The sequence below is a fragment of the Rhizobium sp. NXC14 genome (assembly GCF_002117485.1).
Taxonomy (GTDB): Bacteria; Pseudomonadota; Alphaproteobacteria; order Rhizobiales; family Rhizobiaceae; genus Rhizobium.
Genome location: NZ_CP021031.1, coordinates 144,762 through 165,560, shown reverse-complemented (window position 1 = coordinate 165,560; position 20,799 = coordinate 144,762). Strand labels below are relative to the sequence as shown.

At 57.6% G+C, this 20,799-nt stretch carries 13 protein-coding genes and 6 pseudogenes; 8 read left to right on the top strand and 11 right to left on the bottom strand.

Translation table 11 applies throughout. The annotated features are described in order from the left end of the window. Nucleotides 1-185: 185 nt before the first annotated feature. Together NXC14_RS22640 and NXC14_RS22635 are read right to left on the bottom strand one after the other, a co-directional pair. Complete coding sequence (locus tag NXC14_RS22640; RefSeq protein ID WP_085780350.1) at nt 186-2,030, bottom strand: acyltransferase family protein; 1,845 nt, start codon at nt 2,028-2,030, stop codon at nt 186-188. Nucleotides 2,031-2,286: 256 nt separating this feature from the next. Further along, nucleotides 2,287-2,541 carry an acyltransferase gene (locus NXC14_RS22635; protein ID WP_085780349.1) on the bottom strand — a complete coding sequence of 85 codons (255 nt, stop codon included), beginning with the start codon at nt 2,539-2,541 and terminating at the stop codon, nt 2,287-2,289. 492 nt (nt 2,542-3,033) lie between these two features. Here NXC14_RS22635 and NXC14_RS22630 point away from each other — a divergent pair, with 492 nt between their 5' ends. From NXC14_RS22630 to NXC14_RS22620, 3 genes and pseudogenes are all read left to right on the top strand, one after another. After that, nucleotides 3,034-3,252 carry a hypothetical protein gene (locus NXC14_RS22630; protein WP_085780348.1) on the top strand — a complete coding sequence of 73 codons (219 nt, stop codon included), beginning with the start codon at nt 3,034-3,036 and terminating at the stop codon, nt 3,250-3,252. Between the two features lie 77 nt (nt 3,253-3,329). Next, nucleotides 3,330-3,681 (top strand): annotated as a pseudogene (locus tag NXC14_RS33975) (DUF5615 family PIN-like protein). 170 nt (nt 3,682-3,851) lie between these two features. Beyond that, a pseudogene (locus tag NXC14_RS22620) lies at nt 3,852-4,655 on the top strand (ABC transporter ATP-binding protein). 30 nt (nt 4,656-4,685) lie between these two features. Here NXC14_RS22620 and ssuD read toward each other — a convergent pair. The 6 genes and pseudogenes from ssuD to NXC14_RS32595 form a co-directional block, all read right to left on the bottom strand. Further along, nucleotides 4,686-5,852, bottom strand: a complete 1,167-nt coding sequence (ssuD, locus tag NXC14_RS22615) for an FMNH2-dependent alkanesulfonate monooxygenase (protein WP_157131472.1) — start codon at nt 5,850-5,852, stop codon at nt 4,686-4,688. A gap of 151 nt (nt 5,853-6,003) precedes the next feature. After that, nucleotides 6,004-6,768, bottom strand: a complete 765-nt coding sequence (locus NXC14_RS22610) for an ABC transporter ATP-binding protein (RefSeq protein WP_085780346.1) — start codon at nt 6,766-6,768, stop codon at nt 6,004-6,006. Between the two features lies 1 nt (nt 6,769). Then, nucleotides 6,770-7,600 (bottom strand): ABC transporter permease, encoded by an 831-nt coding sequence (locus NXC14_RS22605; RefSeq protein ID WP_245362205.1) that lies wholly within the window; start codon nt 7,598-7,600, stop codon nt 6,770-6,772. A gap of 50 nt (nt 7,601-7,650) precedes the next feature. Continuing rightward, nucleotides 7,651-7,890: pseudogene (locus NXC14_RS33525) on the bottom strand (aliphatic sulfonates ABC transporter substrate-binding protein); the annotation flags it as partial. Then, nucleotides 7,862-8,221, bottom strand: coding sequence for a hypothetical protein (locus tag NXC14_RS22595; RefSeq protein ID WP_157131471.1), 360 nt, complete (start codon nt 8,219-8,221; stop codon nt 7,862-7,864). The gene NXC14_RS22595 and the pseudogene NXC14_RS33525, both read right to left, overlap by 29 nt. 23 nt (nt 8,222-8,244) lie before the next feature. Next, the gene (locus NXC14_RS32595) at nt 8,245-8,520 is read right to left on the bottom strand and encodes an RNA-binding domain-containing protein (protein WP_157131470.1); all 276 of its coding nucleotides are present in this window, start codon (nt 8,518-8,520) and stop codon (nt 8,245-8,247) included. A gap of 140 nt (nt 8,521-8,660) precedes the next feature. On the opposite strand from NXC14_RS32595, the gene NXC14_RS22590 reads away from it, so the two are divergent. From NXC14_RS22590 to NXC14_RS22575, 3 genes are all read left to right on the top strand, one after another. Next, nucleotides 8,661-9,467, top strand: a complete 807-nt coding sequence (locus NXC14_RS22590; RefSeq protein ID WP_085780343.1) for a hypothetical protein — start codon at nt 8,661-8,663, stop codon at nt 9,465-9,467. Between the two features lie 176 nt (nt 9,468-9,643). Continuing rightward, nucleotides 9,644-10,423 carry a hypothetical protein gene (locus NXC14_RS22585; protein WP_085780342.1) on the top strand — a complete coding sequence of 260 codons (780 nt, stop codon included), beginning with the start codon at nt 9,644-9,646 and terminating at the stop codon, nt 10,421-10,423. 859 nt (nt 10,424-11,282) lie between these two features. After that, nucleotides 11,283-12,773 (top strand): right-handed parallel beta-helix repeat-containing protein, encoded by a 1,491-nt coding sequence (locus NXC14_RS22575; protein WP_085780341.1) that lies wholly within the window; start codon nt 11,283-11,285, stop codon nt 12,771-12,773. A 438-nt stretch (nt 12,774-13,211) separates the two neighbouring features. Here the strand turns inward: NXC14_RS22575 and NXC14_RS22570 are convergent. The 3 genes and pseudogenes from NXC14_RS22570 to NXC14_RS22560 form a co-directional block, all read right to left on the bottom strand. Then, a pseudogene (locus NXC14_RS22570) lies at nt 13,212-13,786 on the bottom strand (right-handed parallel beta-helix repeat-containing protein); the annotation flags it as partial. 234 nt (nt 13,787-14,020) lie between these two features. After that, nucleotides 14,021-15,061 (bottom strand): cytochrome-c peroxidase, encoded by a 1,041-nt coding sequence (locus NXC14_RS22565; RefSeq protein WP_348630265.1) that lies wholly within the window; start codon nt 15,059-15,061, stop codon nt 14,021-14,023. Nucleotides 15,062-15,723: 662 nt separating this feature from the next. Then, nucleotides 15,724-16,037: pseudogene (locus NXC14_RS22560) on the bottom strand (IS481 family transposase); the annotation flags it as partial. Between the two features lie 294 nt (nt 16,038-16,331). Here NXC14_RS22560 and NXC14_RS22555 point away from each other — a divergent pair. Continuing rightward, nucleotides 16,332-17,307 (top strand): annotated as a pseudogene (locus tag NXC14_RS22555) (IS630 family transposase); the annotation flags it as partial. Between the two features lie 749 nt (nt 17,308-18,056). After that, nucleotides 18,057-20,420: a S9 family peptidase gene (locus NXC14_RS22550; protein ID WP_085780340.1), complete on the top strand. Its 2,364-nt coding sequence runs from the start codon at nt 18,057-18,059 to the stop codon at nt 20,418-20,420. Nucleotides 20,421-20,799: the final 379 nt, after the last annotated feature.

Below are 20,799 nucleotides of genomic sequence, written 5' to 3'. Positions count from 1 at the left end.
CATGTCGAGCAGGGGCTTGTTCAGCCCGACCACTTGGCCGCGCTCCGCGCCTTGCGCATGAAAGATGGGCGGTTTACAATCTGAATGTCCGAATGTTCAAACATCCGCCACATGCCCTCGCCCTATCCCTGCTGAACCGCGATCGAAGGATTAGTTCAACTAAAAGCGCGGTGATGGGCATGCCTTTATCGCTGAACGACGAGGGCCTGCTTGACTCTTGAAATCAGAATGCGGGAGCCGTCCGCGGTGAAGTGCCCATAGTCGAATTGGACCGGGTCTCCGCTTTTTGTCCACACCACACAATCTGGGTTGCACATCGTCTTATAGGTAGAGATGTATGTTGCCCCGCTTCCGGCCAACGCGTCTTGAATGTCCAGACCGATGTGTTGTCGAGGCACCAGATGATCGGCGGCTTTAAATGGTTGCTTGTCGTAGAGACTGTGTGCGAGCAACCGCGGCAGGGATGATTTATACTCTGCCACTGGTCCGAAGACGACGATCTTTTTTGCAAACGGTGATAGGTAATCCACCGTCTTCCTGATGAGTTTCACGTCATCTTTTGTCCAGCGTCCAGCCAACACGAGAACATCGACTTTATGACTCGGCAAGAAATCCTTGAACATGTAGTTCATGAGTTCGATGCAGCGTTCTTCGCCTTCGGCGTCGAGAGTGGGACGACATCCTGATGCGTTCGCTTGAATGACATTGGCGCCCGAAAGCGCTCGTAGCCCGGGATATAGATGAGCGGCGTGACTATCACCGACAAGCGCTATGTTTTGCTGATTGTTTGATAGAGCCAGGCAGGCATCACGATCGTATTTTTCGATGCCGTCGTTTGACGTGAGGAAGCATTGTCCACTGCGAAAGGCCTTGGAAGGGTCGTAGTCAGCAAATTCCGCCACCCGTTCAACGGCCGTGTTGTCCTCGTTCATTTGATCGGCAGCGAGTTGCCCGACAAATGCCAGCATTGCTACCGATGCGATTGAAGCAGCCCCGGCGGCTACGGACACGGCAGGTCGGTATCTCATTGTTCGGAACGGCGTTTCGACAAATCGCCACGAAACATATCCGACGACGAGACTCAAAGCGATCGGCACCAATTGCCAGCCATGCTCCCATGCCCCGTACTGGTTCGAAAACACCCAAATCGGCCAATGCCACAGATAGAGGGAGTATGAGATCAGGCCTATGGCAGTGGCGGCCCTCAACGAGAGTAGCTTGCCAACAAGTGTGCCTGGGCCGGTCCAGATGATCAGCGCCGTGCCTGCGGTCGCGGGCAACGCCGTCAATCCGGGAAACTCGGACGTCTTCGACAGCAGCAATGCGCTGAAGCCGATGAGCAAAGCGCCAATTGCCGAAAGCACATCGTTGATCCGCGCATCAGCGAATTTCGGCAGTGCCGGTCCTGCGATGAGAGCGCCCACGAGCAGTTCCCAGGCGCGATACTGTACAAAATAAAAGGCTGCGGAGCGGTTGATTGGAACAGTGATAATGGAAGCAATGATACTGACCGCAAAAAGCCCGGCTATGGCCATCCCGGTTGCCCTGCGCCCATATCGGCCTGCCAGCATGACGATCAGGGGAAAAAAGATGTAGAACTGCTCTTCGACCGACAACGACCATGTGTGCAGGACTGGATTGAATTCCGAGGAATCATCGAAATATCCAGTTGTAAAATAGAAGTAAGCATTTGAGGCACAAAGTGCGGAGGAAGTGACAGACTTAAAGACCCGCAAGCTTTCGTAAGGCAGCATCGTAAAATAAGAAGCCGCCATCACAACGGCATACATGACCACGACAGCGGGAAGAATTCGTTTTGCGCGGCGACTATAAAAGTTTCCAATCGAGAATCGGCCATCCCCAACGTCAGCAAGAATGATTTTGGTAATCAGGTATCCTGAGATCACGAAAAAAATGTCCACCCCGATAAATCCACCGGGGAGAATGCGGTCAAATCCACAGTGATAAAGAATCACAAAAATTACTGCTACGGCACGCAGGCCGTCGATATCTTGACGATGCGTAATCATTTGGGCTCGATATTTGCCTCCCAGGATTTCGTACGTAGACCGGTTAATATGCAACCAGCATCAGGGTGAAATGAAAACTACTCGCCTTAGACGGGCTTCTAACCACAGCGCGAGACGACCTGAAGAGCAGCGGAGGGGCCGCACGCTTCATCGGGTGTTTTAGGGTTATTGCTTATTTCGTCTATGAAGCCGGTGAAAAGGAGAGCGATGTCCATCCGTTTCTCATTTCGACGGTGATTCAACTAAGGGGCACATTTTACAGCTGCCTTTCAACGGTTCCGCCGGCAATAGACGCTTTGCACGTCGGTAAATAAAATTCAGAGAACCTGAACTGTGATTGCTCAAGCTGCGTGCTAACTAACTTGGTGATGAGAAAGCCAGAAATTACGAAAAAAATGTCGACGCCTACGTAGCCAGCTGTAAGCGGCCCAATACGTGCGTGATAGACGACGACCAGTAAAACAGCCAAGCCACGCAACGCCTGGATGTCATTTCGAAAATCTCGGTGCATTCGGGGACCCTATTTAATTTTTGTCGATTCGTACGACCGATCACTCAGCGTTGGGGAGGCTTTTTCAGTCAGGCTCTTCTAAGCGACTGAGTTTCATGGCTATTGGCGCACAAAACTTATTCGTCTGCTGTCCGATGTAGCCCTCGTTCCAAGAGCACATTCGCGACGCTACGGCTCCGATTTGTTCCGTTTGCTACTAAAAGCCTCCATTCGCGCACCGCTTCGGAAGGCCATCAATGTATTTGATGGCGATCAAATGATGTCCTCTATGGATCATGGCACTTCTTCCGCAAAATCGATTGTTTGGATGGAAGCCATCCAAACGACGGATGGTCAAGTAGACATGCTGCGCTGACGCAATACGCTAACGTTTGTCGTGGCTAGCTTGTGCAGATGTGCAAAATCAATCATAGGGACGAAGCACCATGGGTGCGGGACATCGATAAGCCTGGTCATGGCGGAAGCGCACTGCGCAGATGTAGAGGACGAAGAATGGAAGAACGCATCAAAATCGACAATCGAGGTGACTTTGGTATCTGGGCGATCGAGGTTGCCAAGCAGATTGTCGGCGAACAGGGTTTTGATCTAGCCAAGGCGGCGCGTGATGGAACCGAAGACGCAGTCCGCGAAGCAGGCAATGCTCTTGGACAGGCTATTAACAACGCGCTGATGGCAGTCTATGACGGCCTCCTCGAGGGCGCGCCAGAATAGGCCTGCGACACCTCTAACGGCGGCTTAGCAATTCACTTCAAGAAATTCCTCATGCGTAGTGACCTTGCCCCGTTGAAATAATCCATTTTGAAGTAAGCTCTGGCCAGCCCGGCCACGCTTGTTTCCATGTAAATTGGCTGGGACTGAGCGGCGAGACCGATTGAGACCTGATGCCTCGGATCACCGAGGCGGATTTTACGTTCGTAACGAACAATGCCCGCGACTTCCGGAAGCTGTACGCGAAAAGAGTAATTGCATGCGGGCCTAGTGATCATTGTCCCGCAGGTGCTTCCCGCGCAGCAACGAGAATTGTTTGCCCTCATATTGCAGGATCTGCCAGGCGCCCAGGATATGGTCAACGCAGTCATCGAAGTGACCATCGACGGAGAGGACGCGGTTCTGACGCGCTATTCGCTCCCGCAAGCATAGTCGCTTCCCCCGTAACTCCTCGCTCTTTAGCCTGCCGGCGGCTCTGCCCAAGTCGATGAAGAGGCGAGAAGAAATCCGCTAGGGACGTCCGACGACTATGTTATCGTCTTGCTTGCCTGCCGGGGCAGTTCCCTTCGATCCATTATGCGATCTTCTTCGGGAGATCAGGTTTGACTGCTCTGCTTCACCTCTCGAATGTCACGAAAGTCTACCGCCAGGCGGCATGCTCGGCCGGCGCCTGATCACGCCGGTCAAGGACGTCAGCTTCGAAGTCGGAGTCGAACAGCAGATCCTGTCGATCGTCGGCGAATCCGGCTCGGGAAAATTGACGATCGCGGCAATGATCCTCGGCCAGACCACGCCGACGCAAGGGCGGCTGGATTTGTTGGCAAGACCGTCTCGATCCATAGCCGATCCGAACGCACGGCGCTCATGAAGGATGCCCGGCCGGTGCTGCAGAACCCCTTCGGAGCCTTTAATCCGCTGAAACGGGTCGACCGCTACCTCTTCGAGACGGCCCGGAATTTCTCAGGAAAGCGGCCGGACCGCAAAGAGGCCGAGCGCATGGCCGATGCCGCGCTCTATCACGTCGGCCTGACGCTGAAGAGATAAAAGGCCGCTGTCCCCACGAACTCTCCGGCGGCCAGCTCCAACGGCTCGCTATCGCCCGCGCGTTGATCCCGCAGCCCCGCCTGCTGGTTGCCGACGAGCCGGTTTCCATGGTCGACGCTTCGCTGCGCATGGCGATCGTCAACCTGTTCGGCCTCCTGAAAAACGAGCTCGGCCCTTCGATCATCTACATCACCCAAGACCTCGCCACCGCCTACTACATCAGCGACAACAACATCATCATGCGCAAGGGCGAAATCGTCGAACGCGGCCAGGCCCGCCCCGTCCCTGACAACCCGCAGCATCCCTATTCGCGGGCGCTGAAGGATGCGGTGCTGGCAGCCGATTTTAGCGCGGCGGTGTGAGCGCCGCGGAGGATGGCGAATGGCGGCGTCTCAGGAGGCGGATGCGATCTTCACATTCCCGCCATGTCCACCTCCCCCAAAGACCCGGCGTTCGCCGAAGGAGGAGCGGATCTGGCCATGGGGGCCGGGCAGGCCGAACTCGGGGAAGAGCAACTCGGAAACCCGGTAGGCTTCTTCCAGATGCGGATAGCCGGAGGCGATGACGGTATCGATCCCGAGTTCCTGATATTCCCTCAGACGTGCCGCGATCGTCTTCGGAGATCCGACCAGCGCGGTTCCCGCGCCCGTGCGGACGAGACCAATCCCCGCCCAGAGATTTGGAGAGACTTCGAGCTTGTCGCGGCGTCCCTGATGCAGGGCGACCATGCGCGCCTGGCCGACCGAATCCGAACTCTTCGCGAACACCTCCTGCGCTGCGGCAATCGTTTCGTCGGAGAGCTTGGAAATCAGCCGGTCGGCCGCGGCCCAGGCCTCTTCATCGGTCTCGCGAACGATGAAGTGGAGACGGATGCCGAAGGTGACGTGCTTGCCCTGCGCCGCAGCGGCCTTGCGGACCTTGGCAATCTTCTCTGCCACTTGCGCCGGCGGTTCGCCCCAAGTCAGGTACTTGTCGGTGATGCCGCCGGAAAAGGCGATCGCAGCGTCGGACGAGCCGCCGAAATAGAGCGGAGGACGCGGTTCCTGTACCGGGGGCAGGCCAAGTCTCGCATCGATGGCCTTGATATACTTACCGTCGAGGTTGGCCTTACCGGTCTCGACCAGCGAGTTGAACACCTGGAAGAACTCGCCGGCATGATCGTAGCGTTCGTCATGCGGCAGGAAAATGCCGTCACCGGCGAGCTCCTGGGCACTGCCGCCGACCACGATGTTAATCAGCAGGCGGCCGTTGGAAACGCGGTCGAGCGTCGCGGCGAGGCGCGCATAATAGGCCGGCGATGCCGTGCCCGGCCGAATGGCCACCAGGAATTTCAGCCGCTGGGTATGGGCGGCGAGATCCGCGGCCAGAATGAAGGATTCTTCGCACGCCGCCCCCGTCGGGATAAGCACGCCGGAATATCCCAGCCGGTCGGCAGCTTTCGCGATCTGGCGGAAATAGCCGGGATCCGCCGGGCGGCTGAGATCGTCCGACAGATAGGCGCCGTCACCGGACGAGGGGATGAACCATAGAAAGTCGAGAGGCTTGTCGATTGCCATTATTCCATTCCTGTCGAAAGCGGCGGAAGATTTCAGCCGAAATCATGAAAATCTATAGTTTTTATAAAGAATTTCTTCCAACTATCGCGCGGCTTCGAAAAGATCAGTTCTCTCGCGGCAGTCTCCAGGATGCACCGCCCGGCGGGATCGTCTCTCATCGCCTGCCAGCGAGATGTTTGTCATCAGTGCGGTCGAGGGATCGTTCCAGGAGTAACGACAGTTCGCGCTTCACGCTTGCAAAGCCTGGCGAATTGCGGTCCCGTCTGCGTGGCAGATCGACCGGCACAACCTCAAGGATGCGACCCGGCCACGGCCGCATCACAATGATCCGATCAGCGAGTGCGACCGCCTCCTCGATATCATGCGTGACGAGCAGCATAGTGCTGCCATTCTCGTGCCAGAGATCCGAGAGATGATCCTGCAGGTCAGTCCGGGTCATTGCGTCAAGCGCTGAGAAGGGCTCGTCGAGCAGGAGCACGGAAGGTCTGGTCACCAGGCCGCGGGCGAGTGCAACGCGCTGCGCCTGACCGCCGGAGAGCTCGCGAATCCAGCGGCCGCCATATCCCGACAGGCCCATTCGTGACAGCACGGCCTCCACCCGTGCCAACCGCTCTCCCTTGTCGAGGTGCCTGAGACCAAAGGCGATATTGTCCGTGACCGTCAGCCATGGAAAGAGTCGCGGCTCCTGGAAGACGATGTTGACTCGCTCGTCCGGCTCGACGAGACGGCGGCCGCCAAGCCGGATTTCGCCGCGCGTTGCGGGTTCAAGACCTGCGACCAGCCGCAGCAGGGTGCTCTTGCCGCAGCCGGAGCCGCCGATAATGGCCACGACCTCACCCTCACCGACCTGCAGCGTGAAGTCTTCGAGCGCGTGCGCCCCGTTCGGGTAGATCTTTCCGAGGTGGCTGATCTCCAGCATCTCAGTGCTCCCGGGCATGGTTGTCCTGCCAGCGCACGAAAGGTGCGGAAAGAGCGAGCAGGCATGTATCGGTGAACTTGCCGACCACGGCGAAGACCAGCATCGTCGCGAGAATCTGGTCGGGCTTTCCGAGCTGCTGACCATCGACCAGGAGATAGCCGAGCCCTTGCGAAGCGCCCATGAATTCGGCGGCGACGACGAACATCCAGCCGAGGCCGAGGCCTGCCCGCAACGCCAGCACATATCCCGGCAGGACCGAGGGCAGCAGGATGCGTCGTACAAGATCCAGGCCGGAAAGGCGGAAGACCCGGCCGACCTCGACACTCTTCCGGTCGACCCCCTGCACCGCGCCATAAACACCGAGATAGACGGGGAAGAACACGCCGACCGCGATCAAGGCGATCTTCGAAGCTTCGAAAATGCCGAACCAGAGGATGAACAGCGGAACCCAGGCGATGGAGGGAATGGCGCGCAAGGCCTGCAGCGTCGGATCGAGCAATCGTCGGAGGCTGGCCGAATAGCCTGTCAGCGCCCCCAGGACCGTGCCGACCACCGCGCCGGCGAAGAAGCCTGCGAGCACGCGCCACAGGGTGATGGCGACGTGTCCGGCGAGCTCGCCGCCGACCACCAGCGCAAAGACGGTTTCGAAGATGCGTGAAGGCGCCGGTATGAGACGCCCCTCGACCAGTCCGAGACGAAAGAGCGCTTCCCAGAGGGCGAGCAGCGACAGCGGAAAGAGCAAGCCGACGAGCGGACGATCAAACACCGAAAGGCGGACGGGCCGCCTCTCGATTTCCTGGTTCTCCGGCTGTCGCGCTGCGGTATCGAGCATTGCCATCGGCCTTCTTCCGGAGGTATGGCCCTATTGCCCAAGGAAGCGCCGAAGGACGGATCGATCAGGTCGGCTACGACGGCCTTGACATCCACCTCGGGCTTCAGCACGCTGGCCTGCTGGAGAGCGAGGCCCGCAGCCTCGATGGTGGCACGCTGTGCATCGCCGATCTTCGAACTGCTGAGGTCCGTACGCTCGAGCTGGCGGGCGATGACGGTGTCGGGCAACTTGGTCGCGGCGACGAGAGCGGCCTTCAGGGCCTCAGGCTCGGCGATCGCCTTCTTGCGCGCAACCACCCCGCCCGGTATCGAAAGGCGCCCGCTCCCGTTCATAATGCTCTTGTGGCACGATCGCGATATGCAGCGTAGCGCCGTTGTTCTGCATGATGGCGCGCGCCTCGACAGCCGCATTCTCGCGCTCCATTAGCTGCACCGTATCGGCTTCCAGCTTCTCGATCGGCGTAAACAACGCGTGGAGTTGGTCACGGGGGATCGGCGTGTTTTGCGCACCGGTGCGCAAATAAAAGCCGCCGGTAATCTTATTCTGATACGGCCGCAGGCGATGGTCAGGGAGAGCGAGCCACAGAATGAACCCTCCCGCGTCTAAATCGAGGAACTTCACATGAACGCCCAATGGCTTAGGGTCTATGTTGTCCTGAATGATTGAAGTGATGCGGCGTTGTAGGGCATCGCGATCACCCTCCATTGGCTCGAAGCGCGCGAAGACCCCCTCTTTTCATGTACGCCGACGATTAGGTGCCCAGGTCCAGCGTTCAAGAACGCCACGACATCATCAATGAAGTTTGACTTTCCACGTTGATCATCCAAGTTCAGGAGTGCCTTGAACTCATAGCCCTGCCCCTCGACAACTAGGCCGGACAGGATGCCATCAATAGTCGGCACCAGCGGTTGTTCGTTCATTCTTCGATCCTTTCAGTATTTGCCGATTAAATTCTGTTGGTAACATTTCATTGTCATGGATCGAGATCAACGCGCCCTTGAGAATCGCACCCTTAAACAACGTTATTTTTCAGGACATACCTGACCTACGGAAACAACTCTTGAACATCGCCGATATCGACCTCGACATATTTCTAGATGACGTCTGCTCAATCGACCAACGGCCTCGGGCACCGTCAACGACGCGCCCCTGGAACGAGGCACAACTTCGGGTTTTCCTCGAAGGCCCGTGCGGATTGAACCGCGATCCGTCCGCTCAGCGACCCAAGGGTTGGTATGTCGTCCACCACGATGAAGCATTTCCCATCTTGGAAGCGCTTTCCAAAAACGGCGCCGTGCCGATTACCCTGACCCACACCGACGCTCATTCAGATCTCGGGACCGGTTTGGGAGATCTATCCTGGATGGAAATCGGCGGAAGGCTTCTTGGCCTTGCTCCAAGTGAGCGCGCTGCGGCTGTCCCGCCGCATGGCAGGGAGCGCATTTCGCCGGCCAACTATCTTTCATACGCATTGGCGTGCCGGTGGCTGCGATCGCTGACCTATGTGCATCATGCGCAGAGCGGCGATGATCTTATGCCCTTCTTTTTCCGGGAATTCGACACTACGTGCGGCGTCCTTGAGTTGCGATACATCCCACGTCTCCGCGATGCGAGTTCAAAGGAAGAGCTCCGTGCTTTGCCGCACGCCGTAGAACCGCCAATACCGTTTCAGATGGTGTCGATTGAAGATTATCGGGCCGCCAAGCCGTTCGATTACGTGATCCTTTGCCAATCTCCCGGGTACACTCCGGTTGAGGCCGACGCCCTGGTCCCGATCTTTCGAGACTACGTCGACTTTGAACGCGATAATTGCCAAGGTTTTTCGGATTTAAGCGTGTATCCAACTGGCAAGGGAGGAACGCGGTGACTCTGGACGGCTTCCTTAGTTTTCTCGCGCTCTTCATCGCGTTTTACGCAATCGTCTCACCAGTGACGCGACTACGCGCGCAGCTGCACCTTGCCGTTTAGATTCCTTTGGCCCTTCTCGCAGTCTCGCTTGTTCTCTACTTCGAGTTCTTTTCGCTTTTGGGGCAACCGTGCCGATTGCCGAACGTCGGAGCCTGCTCCTGGCTGGTTTTCCCAAAAGATGGCAGCTTCACGCCGCCTCAGGCAGCTTTCCTCGTCGTGTTTGTCTGGATGATCCTGGCGTGGCGTCTAAACTTCCTCCTGAAACCAGGACCGCGCTCCCTGGTGACCATCGGCAAGATCGTGCAGACTTTGCTTTATGAGCATCGCTTTGCGGAACTGTTGGATTTCATACGCCCCCATCTCGGCCTCATAGAAACCGTAGCTGAACGGCGCCTGGGACGGCAAAAGGTGCACGACTGGGTGGCCGATGCAGACTGGCTGCGTCGCCAGAGAATCCGAACGTTCAAGCCGGTTGGGTCGGAAGGGGATGAGCCAGAGCAGCCGAGGGCGGGCTATGGCAAGCGGATCTATGAGGTTTTCCGGCGTCGAATTCGCTGGATGAAGCACATTGTCCCGGCGGGCCATAAAGCCCAGGTCGGCGCCGAGAACATCGCACGTATGCTGCTGCGCTCGGAGGAGTTCAGAAAGGTCCTCGTCACGATGCGGCCGGATGCTCTGCCGGACCTCATGGCGATCAAGCTGCAGCTTCGCTTCGACTTCTCTGACAAGGTCCTGCGGGATCTGATAGCTGACAGCGGCAGCAGGCTTTACCAGGAGATCGAACACAACCAGAATCTCGCGGTCAAAGGTGGCTATGCGATTCCGGAAGAGAATGTCCTATTGAGGTTTCTCTTCGGTGATGCCGAGGTCGCCCACAAGCTCGGAGCGTGGAAGCCAGTCGGCGATGCGGTCTAATAGTTAGGACACTGTGGCCGAGTTCACGGTACTGCATGACAAAATCTCCTTGCGAATTCTATAGTTGCTTCAGGGGCATTAGGCGCCGCGCAGCAGCGTCGCTGGCAAGCCTCGAGCTATTGATGTCATAAGCTATAGCCCGCGAGAACCCGAACCACCGCTTAAGACGGAGCCAGGACGCTCGTGATAAGCATCATGAATCACTATGCGTCCAGCTCAAGACCTCTGGTAATTCCGGACAGGTACATCCGAGCGTGGCTAAAGCGCCTCTATCAACGATCGCGTGATCGGTAAAATCGAACAATTGGATAGAGTGCATCCACGCCATGAGCATAAACGTCCGGAGAAAGCCCACGTGCAAACAAAACGGCGAGGCCGGGATCCCGGTCAAGTGTCCGCGCCGCGGCGACTGTCGCGGCTGCCCCATTTTGCTTTCGACGATGGCGAGCGAGAGGATCGCCGCATCGCACCTGGTCCACAGATCTGGGCTGGGCGCCAGCCCGCCGACCTAGTGGCAAAATTCGTCGAGGCGCTCGGTATGGCAGGCCTTCGGGATTGAAGCGGAGACCGGGGAGAATCACCTGCAGCGCGTCCTAAGGGGAGGGAAGATACGATAGTACAGCCGGGATTTATTACCTCCGGGTCGCCGATTTATGAGACCGGCTTGCAGCTGTCTCGCGATTGATCGGAGTTCGGGCCGTTGTCTGTGAAGAAGGTGCGCGAGCTTGGCTGCTGCCCCATTGACAACATCTTCTCGCCCTTTTTCCGTGGCGGGTTGCCCCCGCCGCGTTCGGACGGCCGGTTCCGGTCGATTCGAGTGGCGATGTAGCGATCCGACGAACAGGGCAACATTGGTGATATGACAGTCTACTATGTGAACTCAGCGACTGGCTCCGACCGCAACGGCGGAACGGGCGAGAACTCGGCTTTTGCGACTTTGTCCAAAGTGGAATCCTTGACGCTGAAACCGGGCGACAGCGTGCTGCTCGCCAAGGGAAGTGTCTTCAACGAGCAATTCGATATCAAATATTCCGGCACCGAGAGCGCGCCGATCAAGATCGGCAGCTACGGCACGGGTGCCGCACCCGTCATCCATAGCGGCGATGACGGCATTCACAGCCTTTACGCATCGAACATCGTCATCGAGAATCTCAAAATATCCAATAGCGGCGGTGCGGCCATTTATGGCGGCAATGTCTCGAACTGGACGGTCAGACACGTCGAGGTCGACAAGGCCGGATCGTCGGCAGAAGCGGGGTCGGTGACTTTTCGCAACAGCAAGAACGTCACGGTCGAAGACAGCAAGATATCTGATGTTAAAGGCGACGGTTTCTGGATCGAAAGGGTCGATGGCATCAAACTTCTCAACAACACGGTTACAAACAGCCATGGCGCCAGGGCCGATGCGGTCCAGGTGAACGACAGCAGCAATATTCTGATCCAGGGCAATCATCTCGATCAGACGCAAGCCGACAGTTGGAAAGGCGTCATAGCGCTGGTGCGGGCCACAGATGCAGTGGTTGAGGACAATACGATCATCGGCGGCGGCTTCGGCATCAGCGCGCCGGCGGGAAAAAATGTCGCCATCCGCGACAACGATATATCGGGCTTTCACGGTTACGACTGGTCTTTCGGCATCGGCCTGGGCGATCAGGGCAATTCAAGAGATTATGATATTGCAGGGAACCACATCCATGACGGTACGTGGGGCGTAGCGATTACCGCTACCGTCGACGGCACCAGCTATGTCCGCACTAACATCGAGGTTCACGACAATGTCTTCGACGACCTCTCGCAATCGGCGCTAAAAGTCGACCGGCCGGCATCGGGTTCCTTCTACAGCAATACCATCGAGAGCGGCGTCAAGGCTTACAGCATATCGCCTGCGATCGTCGATGCGCACAGCTTTTCCGTAAGCGGCAACCGTACAGTCGCCGATGTCGAGACGGTGCTTGCGAGCTCCGGCGCCAAGGGTGCCGCGGCGACGCACGCGGCCGCAGACCCCGCGATCGTCGCTGTTCATGATAACCTGAAGATCTTTACCGATACGGGCGACGCCCACCGCGGCAATCTTCTGGACAACGAAAGCTCCGACAAAGGAACCTTGGCGCTTCGCCGCTTCGGCGACGAAACCGTCGGCAAGCACGGCCTGACGCTGACAGGGGAGTCCGGCGTTATCCACGTGGATCGAGAAGGCAATTATGCCTACACGCTGGATGAAACGAAGCTCCCCCACCAAGACGGGCATGTGAGCGAAACCTTCAGCTATGGGATTAACGATGGAACTCCGCAGCATCACGATGCGGATACGCTGACCGTCTTCATCCATATGGATGGCCTGCTGAGCTGAGCGGCAATTCAGCCCGATTTCTCTCCGACCTTACCCCCTCAGGCCCCCGGGGCGGGCGCCGCGAAGGGTAAGGTTGGCGGCCCCCCAAGCCGCCCGTGCTCTGCGGTGGCCGAGCGCTTCTCGCCTTATCGTGCAACTTGCCTTGCGTGAATTATCACACGTTAGGTTACCGTTCGTTCACCTTTATCCTCGTTTTCTGGACTATTTTCTTATAAGTTGTATTCTTGCAGATGCGGACACCGCCAGGCGCTTATAGGGAGCGAGGAAGGCCCAATGGCCTGCAGCAGCCATAACGTAATCGAAGCCGTCTTCGCATGGCTCTCGCCCCCGACCGCATCCGAAATAATCGAGCGCGTCATGAAACGAAACGCGTCCTATAGCTCAATCCCTCGACAACGCGAAAATGCGTTCGCCGGACGCTCACGGTCATCGAATGACCTCACGAACATAGGTCGCCGTGCCAGCGGAGCTGATCGATACGCCCCAGACGCCGTCATGGATATAGTTGCCTGATATATCGTGGTTGCGCGTGTCGCCCGAGTCGCCGAGACCGATGGCGCAAGACCAGCTGTAGCCGCCATAGCTAGAGATATCGTTATCATGGATGGCGATATCGTGCCGGGCTGCGCGCTGATCCCGAAGCCGCCGCCGATGATGGTGTTCCCCTCGATCACTGCGTCCACGGGCCAGACGAGCGTCAGTACGCCCTCTCGCATCACGGCACCTGTTTGATCGAAATAATTGCAGCTGATGACGATGTTGCTGCTGTCGTTTAACTGTACGGTATCCGCCGCAGCGCCGTGGGCGTTGGTGACGGTGTTGTTGAGGAGCGTGACGCCCTTGATCTTCTCGATCCATATGCCGTCGCCGTTGACGTCGTTGATCGTGCTGTTTTCGATCGTGATGTTCCAGCCGGTGCGGAAGGTGATGGAACCGGATTTCGCCAACCCGGTATGATCGACCTCGACGTTACGAACGGTCCAATTTGAGACATAACCGCCATAGATGGCTGCTGACCTTACCCCGTTGAACTAATCCATTTTGAAGTAAGCTTTGCCCCATTTGTGAAGTGCTCCCCGATTTGGGCCGGCGGGAGCTGAAAGGATTGATCTGCACGGAAACATCGTGACTATCTTGCATGTTTCCACCATACATTCCCACAACGGAACTCAGTGCGGAAGCAGGGACTTAAAACTGATGCGACGATTACGTGCAATCGTCCTTGATTGCGATCCCCGTAGCCTGCTCTAGCCTTTATTTCCTAAGATCTGCGAAACAGGTTGGGGTGTTCCCGCCGTCTCGGCGGGCAAAACGGGATAGGCGATCTCCGGTACCTTTCCGGTCAGCGAGTTATGGAAGGCCACGATCAGGTCAACTTCTTCTTCCTTCAATGCTTCGCCAAGCTGGGCGGTCCCCATGATGGCGACGGCCTTGAGATCCCAAACCTTACCCGAATGAAAGTATGGCGCGGTGAGTGCTACGTTGCGCAGCCGTGCCGCGCGGAAGACATAGATATCGTCGGATGCATTCGTAACGGCAAAACGGCCCTTGTCCTTTTCCGGCAGGACGTCGGCGCTGGGCTTTTCAACAATGCCAAAACGGTAATAGCCCTCCCCCCCAACGTTGGTACCGGCATGGCACGATGAGCAGCCTTTTTCCATGAAAAGCGTCAGGCCCTGTTTCTGTTCGGAAGTCATGGCGGCTTCATCGCCATTGAGAAAGGCATCGAAGGGAGCCGGTGTGACCAGAGTGGCTTCAAAGGCTTCGATTGCCTTGGCGAAGTTGCCGAAGGTGACGGGATCGGTATCACCCGCGAAAGCTGCACTGAACCACTCGACATATTGCGGCATTGATTTAAGCGTGGCAATGACTTGACCCGGTGTATTGGCCATTTCGACACTGGATTGGACCGGTCCCTGAGCTTGAGCCTTCAGGTCTTCGGCGCGACCGTCCCAGAACTGTGCGATGTTAAAGACAGCGTTCAGTGCCGTAGGCGCGTTGCGCGGCCCCTTCTGCCAACCATGGCCAATCGAGGTTTCAAGATTGTCGTCGCCCCCGGTGGCTAGGTTGTGGCACGAGTTGCATGAGAAAACGCCGGACGCCGAGACGCGGGGATCGAAGAATAGTGCCGTGCCTAGGACGATTTTCTCCGGTGTGATCGGGTTGTTGACGACTGCCGGCGTGGTGGATGGCAAAGCCTTGAAGGTAGCCAGCGCCATTTCTCTAAGATCTGCGGGGATCGGATCCGCAGTAAAGGCGGTGGTTGCCAGCAAGCCGGCAGCCATCATAGTGAATAGGATTTTGATGGCCGGCAAACCGATCACATCGAGAGCTTCGATCACAAGGAGGTGCCCGAGTCCTCGGGCCTTACCGGCCGCCCATGCCGATGCAGGAGTTGGCCCAGCTGCTTGCCTGCCGGCCGTCTTCCGTCCCTGCGAAGAATTGCGGCAAGCGCAACCGGCTCTGAAGTAATCGCGGATTTCCTGCAGCAGTGAATCCATTTCATTATGAAACATCAGCCCCTCCCGGAGTTGCCATGACAGCGTCTCTATGGACATCGAGGATCTCGCCGGGTTGGAACGAATGCAGAGTTGGCATCCGCGCGAGGGGCTGCACCAAGTTCCTGCGCAGCCTTGGTTCGACTATCTCTGTACGACCTCTTAGTTTGTTTGCATCCGAATCGTCCTACTGCAGAAGGATCGGATGCAGGCCCCGGCGGAAAGTGTGCTTTTACATTTCGATTCTCCGCGCAATTTTCGTTGCTCTCTTGCGCCCTCCAAATGGCTGCACGCAATATGCCTGCCATAAGCAAAACTCTTTTTAATGCAGCGTAATCGGTCGAACCCGCCGTTTTGCATGCCCGACATTGTGATATATCGGACAATGCTACGCGACATTGAACCCTTACAGGCAGAGTTGCCAAAAGGTGGCCGCCGAGTAGGTCGGCACCGGCCCTGAGAAAGGCAACCGCGCTGTCCTTCTTTCCGTCTGACAATATCTGCGAGAAGGCAACGCGCGAGGCGTCATCGATTGCGACGTGAACGTGATCCCAGCCGGCACGCCAGCCTTTGCCTCTGCGCGAACTTTGGCGGGTGCGATCATGGATCATTTCTCCAGGCCGCTCGCGCTCATGGCGCCGCACCGGTTCGGCCGGCTCGATATCTGCCGGGAAAGACCGGCGGGTTTGAGCACCCGGCTCACCGTTGCCGCAGACACGCCTGTCTGCTTGGCGATGTGCTTGTCCGTCAGCCGCTGTCGGCGCAACACTGCAATCTCGCCGGCAATGTTGGCAGCGGTGCGTCTCGGACTTGTCCTCGGCCGCGACGACCGGTCCGCCGTGAAGGAAATCGTGCCCTGTACAGGTCATAGCCGCGGCTTGATCCGCCAGGTGCTCAGAGGGCAACGAAACGATGTCTTTCGGTGCTCCTGGAAGACTTTATTACTGCGCGAACGCCTAACTTGGGGCACAGCTAATACCAGCCGTCATTGAGCGTGACTCGCGTGGGGATTCCCAACGGCCAACGAATCTCAATCTTTGGCGCAAACAGGAGGTTTGCGATGGGTTCAGCGCTTTCTTTGCGTTCGGATTTCGACGGGTCCATGTTGCGGCGTCTGGCCCGTCAGACGCGCGATGCCGATCAGGCGCGGCGGCTTCTTTCGTTCGCATATGATGGTGGCTCGCGCGCCGATGCCGCCCGGCTTGGCAGCGTGACAGTTCAGATCGTGCGCGACTGGGTGGTGCGCTTCAATACTCGCGGTCCGGACGGGCTGATCAACGGCAAGGCTCCGGGAAAGCCTTCTCTCCTGAACGACGAACAGCGAACGGCGTTGGCGCAAGCCATCGAGCGCGGGCCGACGCCTTATCTTGATGGCGTCGTTCGGTGGCGTCTGTGTGATCTGGCCCAATGGATTTGGGAAGAGTTCCGCATCTCAGTGAGCGAGGAGACCCTGGGTCGCGAAGTGCGTGCCATGGGGTATCGCAAGCTCTCGGCTCGCCCAAGACATCATGCGCAGGATCCGGAGGCGGCGGAGGCATTTAAAAAAACTTCCCCGCCGCTGTGGCAGAAATCACCGCCGGTCCCGCCAGGACGAAGCGCGGATAGGCGAGAAGAACAAGATCACCCGCCGCTGGGCCAAGCGGGGATCAAGGCCCTCCGCGCCGCACGACCAGCGAACCCGGTCGGCCTATATCTTCGGTGCCATCTGCCCCAAGCAGGGCAAGGCTGCCGCTCTCGTCATGCCGTGGTGCGACACTCATCCATGAACCAGCACTTGATTGAGATCTCCCGCAACGTTGCTGACAATGCTTACGCCGTTCTCATCATGGACCAAGCGGGATATGTCCAACAATCTCGTCGTTCCTGAAAACATCACCATCCTGCCACTACCGCCAAAATCGCCCGAGTTGAACCCGGTCGAAAACATCTGGCAGTTCATGGGGGACAACTGGCTCTCAAACCGCGTCTTCAAGTCCTACGAGGATATCGTCGACCACTGCTGCTACGCTTGGAGAACCCTCCAGGAGCGCCCATGGAACGAGACGCAGCTTCCTCCAGGTACCATTATGATTTCGGGGATAGCTGGCGGATACAGTTGCGGCCGAGGAGTTCTCGAGGCTCGCTGCTATGCCAAAACACGCGAGCTGCATCGCTGACGCGAGGTCGCGACCGCGGCTTCGCCCGGCGCTTCGAATCTTAAGGTCGAATTCAACGCGCCAGCGCCAGGAAGTCCTGGAGTGGCCGACATCGACGAACCGCGGCCTAGCACCTTGGCAAGATTGCCGCTATTGCCAATGGCAACCGTGAGCTTGCCCGAGACTTTCGCTTCGTCCCTCTATAGCCGCGATGTGACTCGCCAAGCCTGCGGAGCCGCATTGGATCGCATTGCGGTATGCGCATCGAGATGCCCTTTGCCCGACAATGCAGGAATCCTACATTGCGGTTTCGACCCCGCGACGTTCTTCTATCGAGAGTTTCTCATCTGGCACGGCGATTGCTGGTGTATGGATCAAACACGTGAACCACTACAGCGCTGTCAGGTGATAGACTTAGGTTCTGATTCTTGCGACTCCGATCCAGAAGCGTTTCACTTCGAAATCAGTCTGTTGCGCACGAGATTTTCTCCTCGATAGAGCCAAAGACAGGGGCGCCTTCAATTCAACCTCAAACGGTAATGGCTATTTCCGGACGGCCGGGACTACCCGGCGGTTGTGCGACAGGGTTGTGGCATCCTAAAACTGCTGCTGCACACCGGGATTAGACGTGTAAATCAAAGGAAACGGTAATGGACAAATTTGAAGGCAGGCAACGCGCCCTGTTGACGACAGCAGCTTTGACGTCCGCGCTGATCAGTGTGCCTGGAGCAGGCACGCAGCCGCTGACGAACGGTCCGGCCCCTGAGGATCCGCCGCTGGCGGTGACGGACTTCGAGCGGGCGCTCACCATCAACGACCGCTATCGCCGGCTCGCTGTTAATCTCCCCGAAGTGCCTTTCTGGGTAACCGAGGAGACCTTCGCCTACCGCAGGAGCAGTCACGGCGAACACGAGTTCTTGCTGGTCAACGCCGCCACAGGCGAGAAGCGGTCTGCTTTCGATCAGGTCCGCCTAGCGGCTGCGCTGAACAAGGTGAGCCACAGGAGCCATAAGCCCGAAAACCTTCCGTTCGACCGCTTCAAACTGACCGACAGTGGTAGCAGGCTCATCTTCCGCAGCGGGAAAGAGTTATGGAGCTGCGACCTTGCGAGCTACACCTGCACCTACACCGAATTGCTTCCGAGCGATCCGGACTATCAGGAGGTGAGGTACGACTACACGCCGGCGGCGACAAACGATCCCGGCAAGACGAGCGTGTCGCCGGACGGCAAATGGAGCGCCTATATCAAGAACTACAATATCTTCCTACGCAGCGAGGACGGCTCCAAGGATGTTCCTCTGAGCTGGGACGGATCGGAAGGCAACTACTATGCCTTTTCCACGCTCCGCTGGTCTCCTGACTCGCGCCACCTTGCGGCCTATCGCATCCGTCCTGGTGAAAAGCGGGAGGTACACTACCTCGAATCCTCGCCAACGGACCAGCTTCAACCCAAATTTTCTTCCATCGTCTATCCTAAGGCGGGTGACGTGCTGTCAGTTCCCCAGCCGGTGCTATTCGATATTGCCGGTCGGCGCCCCATCGTAATCGAAAATGTCCTGTTTTCGAACCCGTTTCACATATCGCCGATAAAGTGGTGGAAGGACGCGCGCGGCTTCACCTTCTTATACAACCAGCGCGGCCATCAGATCTATCGTCTGATTGAGGTGGATGCCACCACCGGCCGCACGCGCGCGCTAGTCGAGGAGGCGAGCAAGACCTTCGTCAATTACCTACCGCTGTCGGGGGACCAGTACCGGACTGGGAAGACATTCCGTTATGATGTCGATGACGGCAAGGAGATCATCTGGGCGTCGGAACGCGACGGGCACGAGCATCTGTATCTGTTCGACGGCCGGACCGGCGCGCTGAAGAACCAAATCACCAGTGGTGATTGGGTGGTGCGGTCGGTGAACTATGTCGATCCGACCCAGCGTGTGATTTGGTTCGAAGCAAGCGGTATGAACCCGGACGAGGATCCCTATTTCGTCCACGCGTACCGCATTGGCTTCAACGGGAAGGGGCTGACCGCGCTCACACCCGAGCCGGCCAACCACCACATAGAATTCTCGGCCAGCGGCCGCTACTATGTCGACCTATCGTCGCGCGTCGATCTGCCAGCGCGCACGACGCTCTATCGCGCCAAAGACAACGCCAAACTGATGGATGTCGAGACCGGGGAAATCTCCGAGCTGATCGCTGCCGGCTGGCAACCGCCGATCAGCTTTCATGCTAAAGGGCGGGACGGTAAGACCGATATCTGGGGCGTCATTCATCTGCCGGCGAACTTCGATCCGAAGAGAAGATATCCAGTGGTGGAGAGCATCTATGCCGGCCCGCAGGGCTCGTTTGTCCCTAAATCATTCCGGCCGGTGACTGACCCGCTCACGCAATTAGGTTTCATCGTCGTGCAGATCGATGGCATGGGCACTAACAACCGCTCGCGCTCCTTTCATGACGTCATCTGGAGAAACCTGAAGGACGCGGGCTTTCCAGATCGCATCCTCTGGCACAAGGCGGCGGCCGTGGAGTTTCCTTGGTACGACATCTCCAATGTCGGAATTTTCGGTGGCTCTGCCGGAGGGCAAAATGCAGTGGGTGCGCTGCTCTTCCACCCCGAGTTCTATAAGGTTGCGGTCGCCAACAGCGGTTGTTATGACAACCGTATGGACAAACTCTGGTGGAACGAACAATGGATGGGTTGGCCGGTCGGAATTGAATATTCGCAGTCCTCCGACATAGACAATGCCCACAGACTTCGCGGAAAATTGATGCTGGTCGTCGGCGAAATGGATAAAAATGTCGATCCCTCCTCCACTTTCCAGCTTGCCGATCGGCTCATTAAGGCGGGAAAAGATTTTGAAATGGTCTATGTGCCTGGTGCGGATCATGGTGCGCCTGGCACTTTCACTAACCGCAAACTGCTGGATTTTTTTGTTCGCAACATTCTCCGGCAGAACCCGCCCAACTGGAACGCCGTACAGGTGGAGCTGCCGAAGGACAAATCAGGCGAGTGACGGGCGGAGAGCTTCGTGGTTTGAAAGATGCGATGATTACGGCCCTTCCAGCCCCCAGGCAACACGCGCGCGATTAGCTGGGCGTCGGCAGTGAAAAGTTGGAAATGTGCGTCGTAGGGGTCTTTTAGCGCTCTGCGGTAGTCGTCGTTACCTTAGCGGCTTCTTTGTTCGCTCTGGGTCACTTAGCCTGCTTTTTTGGTCTGGCGATCGCCGCGCTCCGAGCAATTGCCAAGGATCTATACATTCAGGGATTCGGCACGCGGCGAACATAGCTAAAGCTGATCAGGATGAAACCCAATACTCGTCCTCCACCTCGACGCAAGGCGCAACCGCCGCTCCCTTAATGGAGCGGGGATCGCTTCGAGGATCGATAGCGAGG

Bases quoted from the DNA above. Each gene is read 5' to 3' on its own strand.
- NXC14_RS22640 (WP_085780350.1), bottom strand. From the start codon at position 2,030: ATGATTACGCATCGTCAAGATATCGACGGCCTGCGTGCCGTAGCAGTA.
- NXC14_RS22635 (WP_085780349.1), bottom strand. From the start codon at position 2,541: ATGCACCGAGATTTTCGAAATGACATCCAGGCGTTGCGTGGCTTGGCT.
- NXC14_RS22630 (WP_085780348.1), top strand. From the start codon at position 3,034: ATGGAAGAACGCATCAAAATCGACAATCGAGGTGACTTTGGTATCTGG.
- NXC14_RS22610 (WP_085780346.1), bottom strand. From the start codon at position 6,768: ATGCTGGAGATCAGCCACCTCGGAAAGATCTACCCGAACGGGGCGCAC.
- NXC14_RS22605 (WP_245362205.1), bottom strand. From the start codon at position 7,600: ATGCTCGATACCGCAGCGCGACAGCCGGAGAACCAGGAAATCGAGAGG.
- NXC14_RS32595 (WP_157131470.1), bottom strand. From the start codon at position 8,520: ATGAACGAACAACCGCTGGTGCCGACTATTGATGGCATCCTGTCCGGC.
- NXC14_RS22575 (WP_085780341.1), top strand. From the start codon at position 11,283: ATGACAGTCTACTATGTGAACTCAGCGACTGGCTCCGACCGCAACGGC.
- NXC14_RS22565 (WP_348630265.1), bottom strand. From the start codon at position 15,061: ATGATGGCTGCCGGCTTGCTGGCAACCACCGCCTTTACTGCGGATCCG.
- NXC14_RS22550 (WP_085780340.1), top strand. From the start codon at position 18,057: ATGGACAAATTTGAAGGCAGGCAACGCGCCCTGTTGACGACAGCAGCT.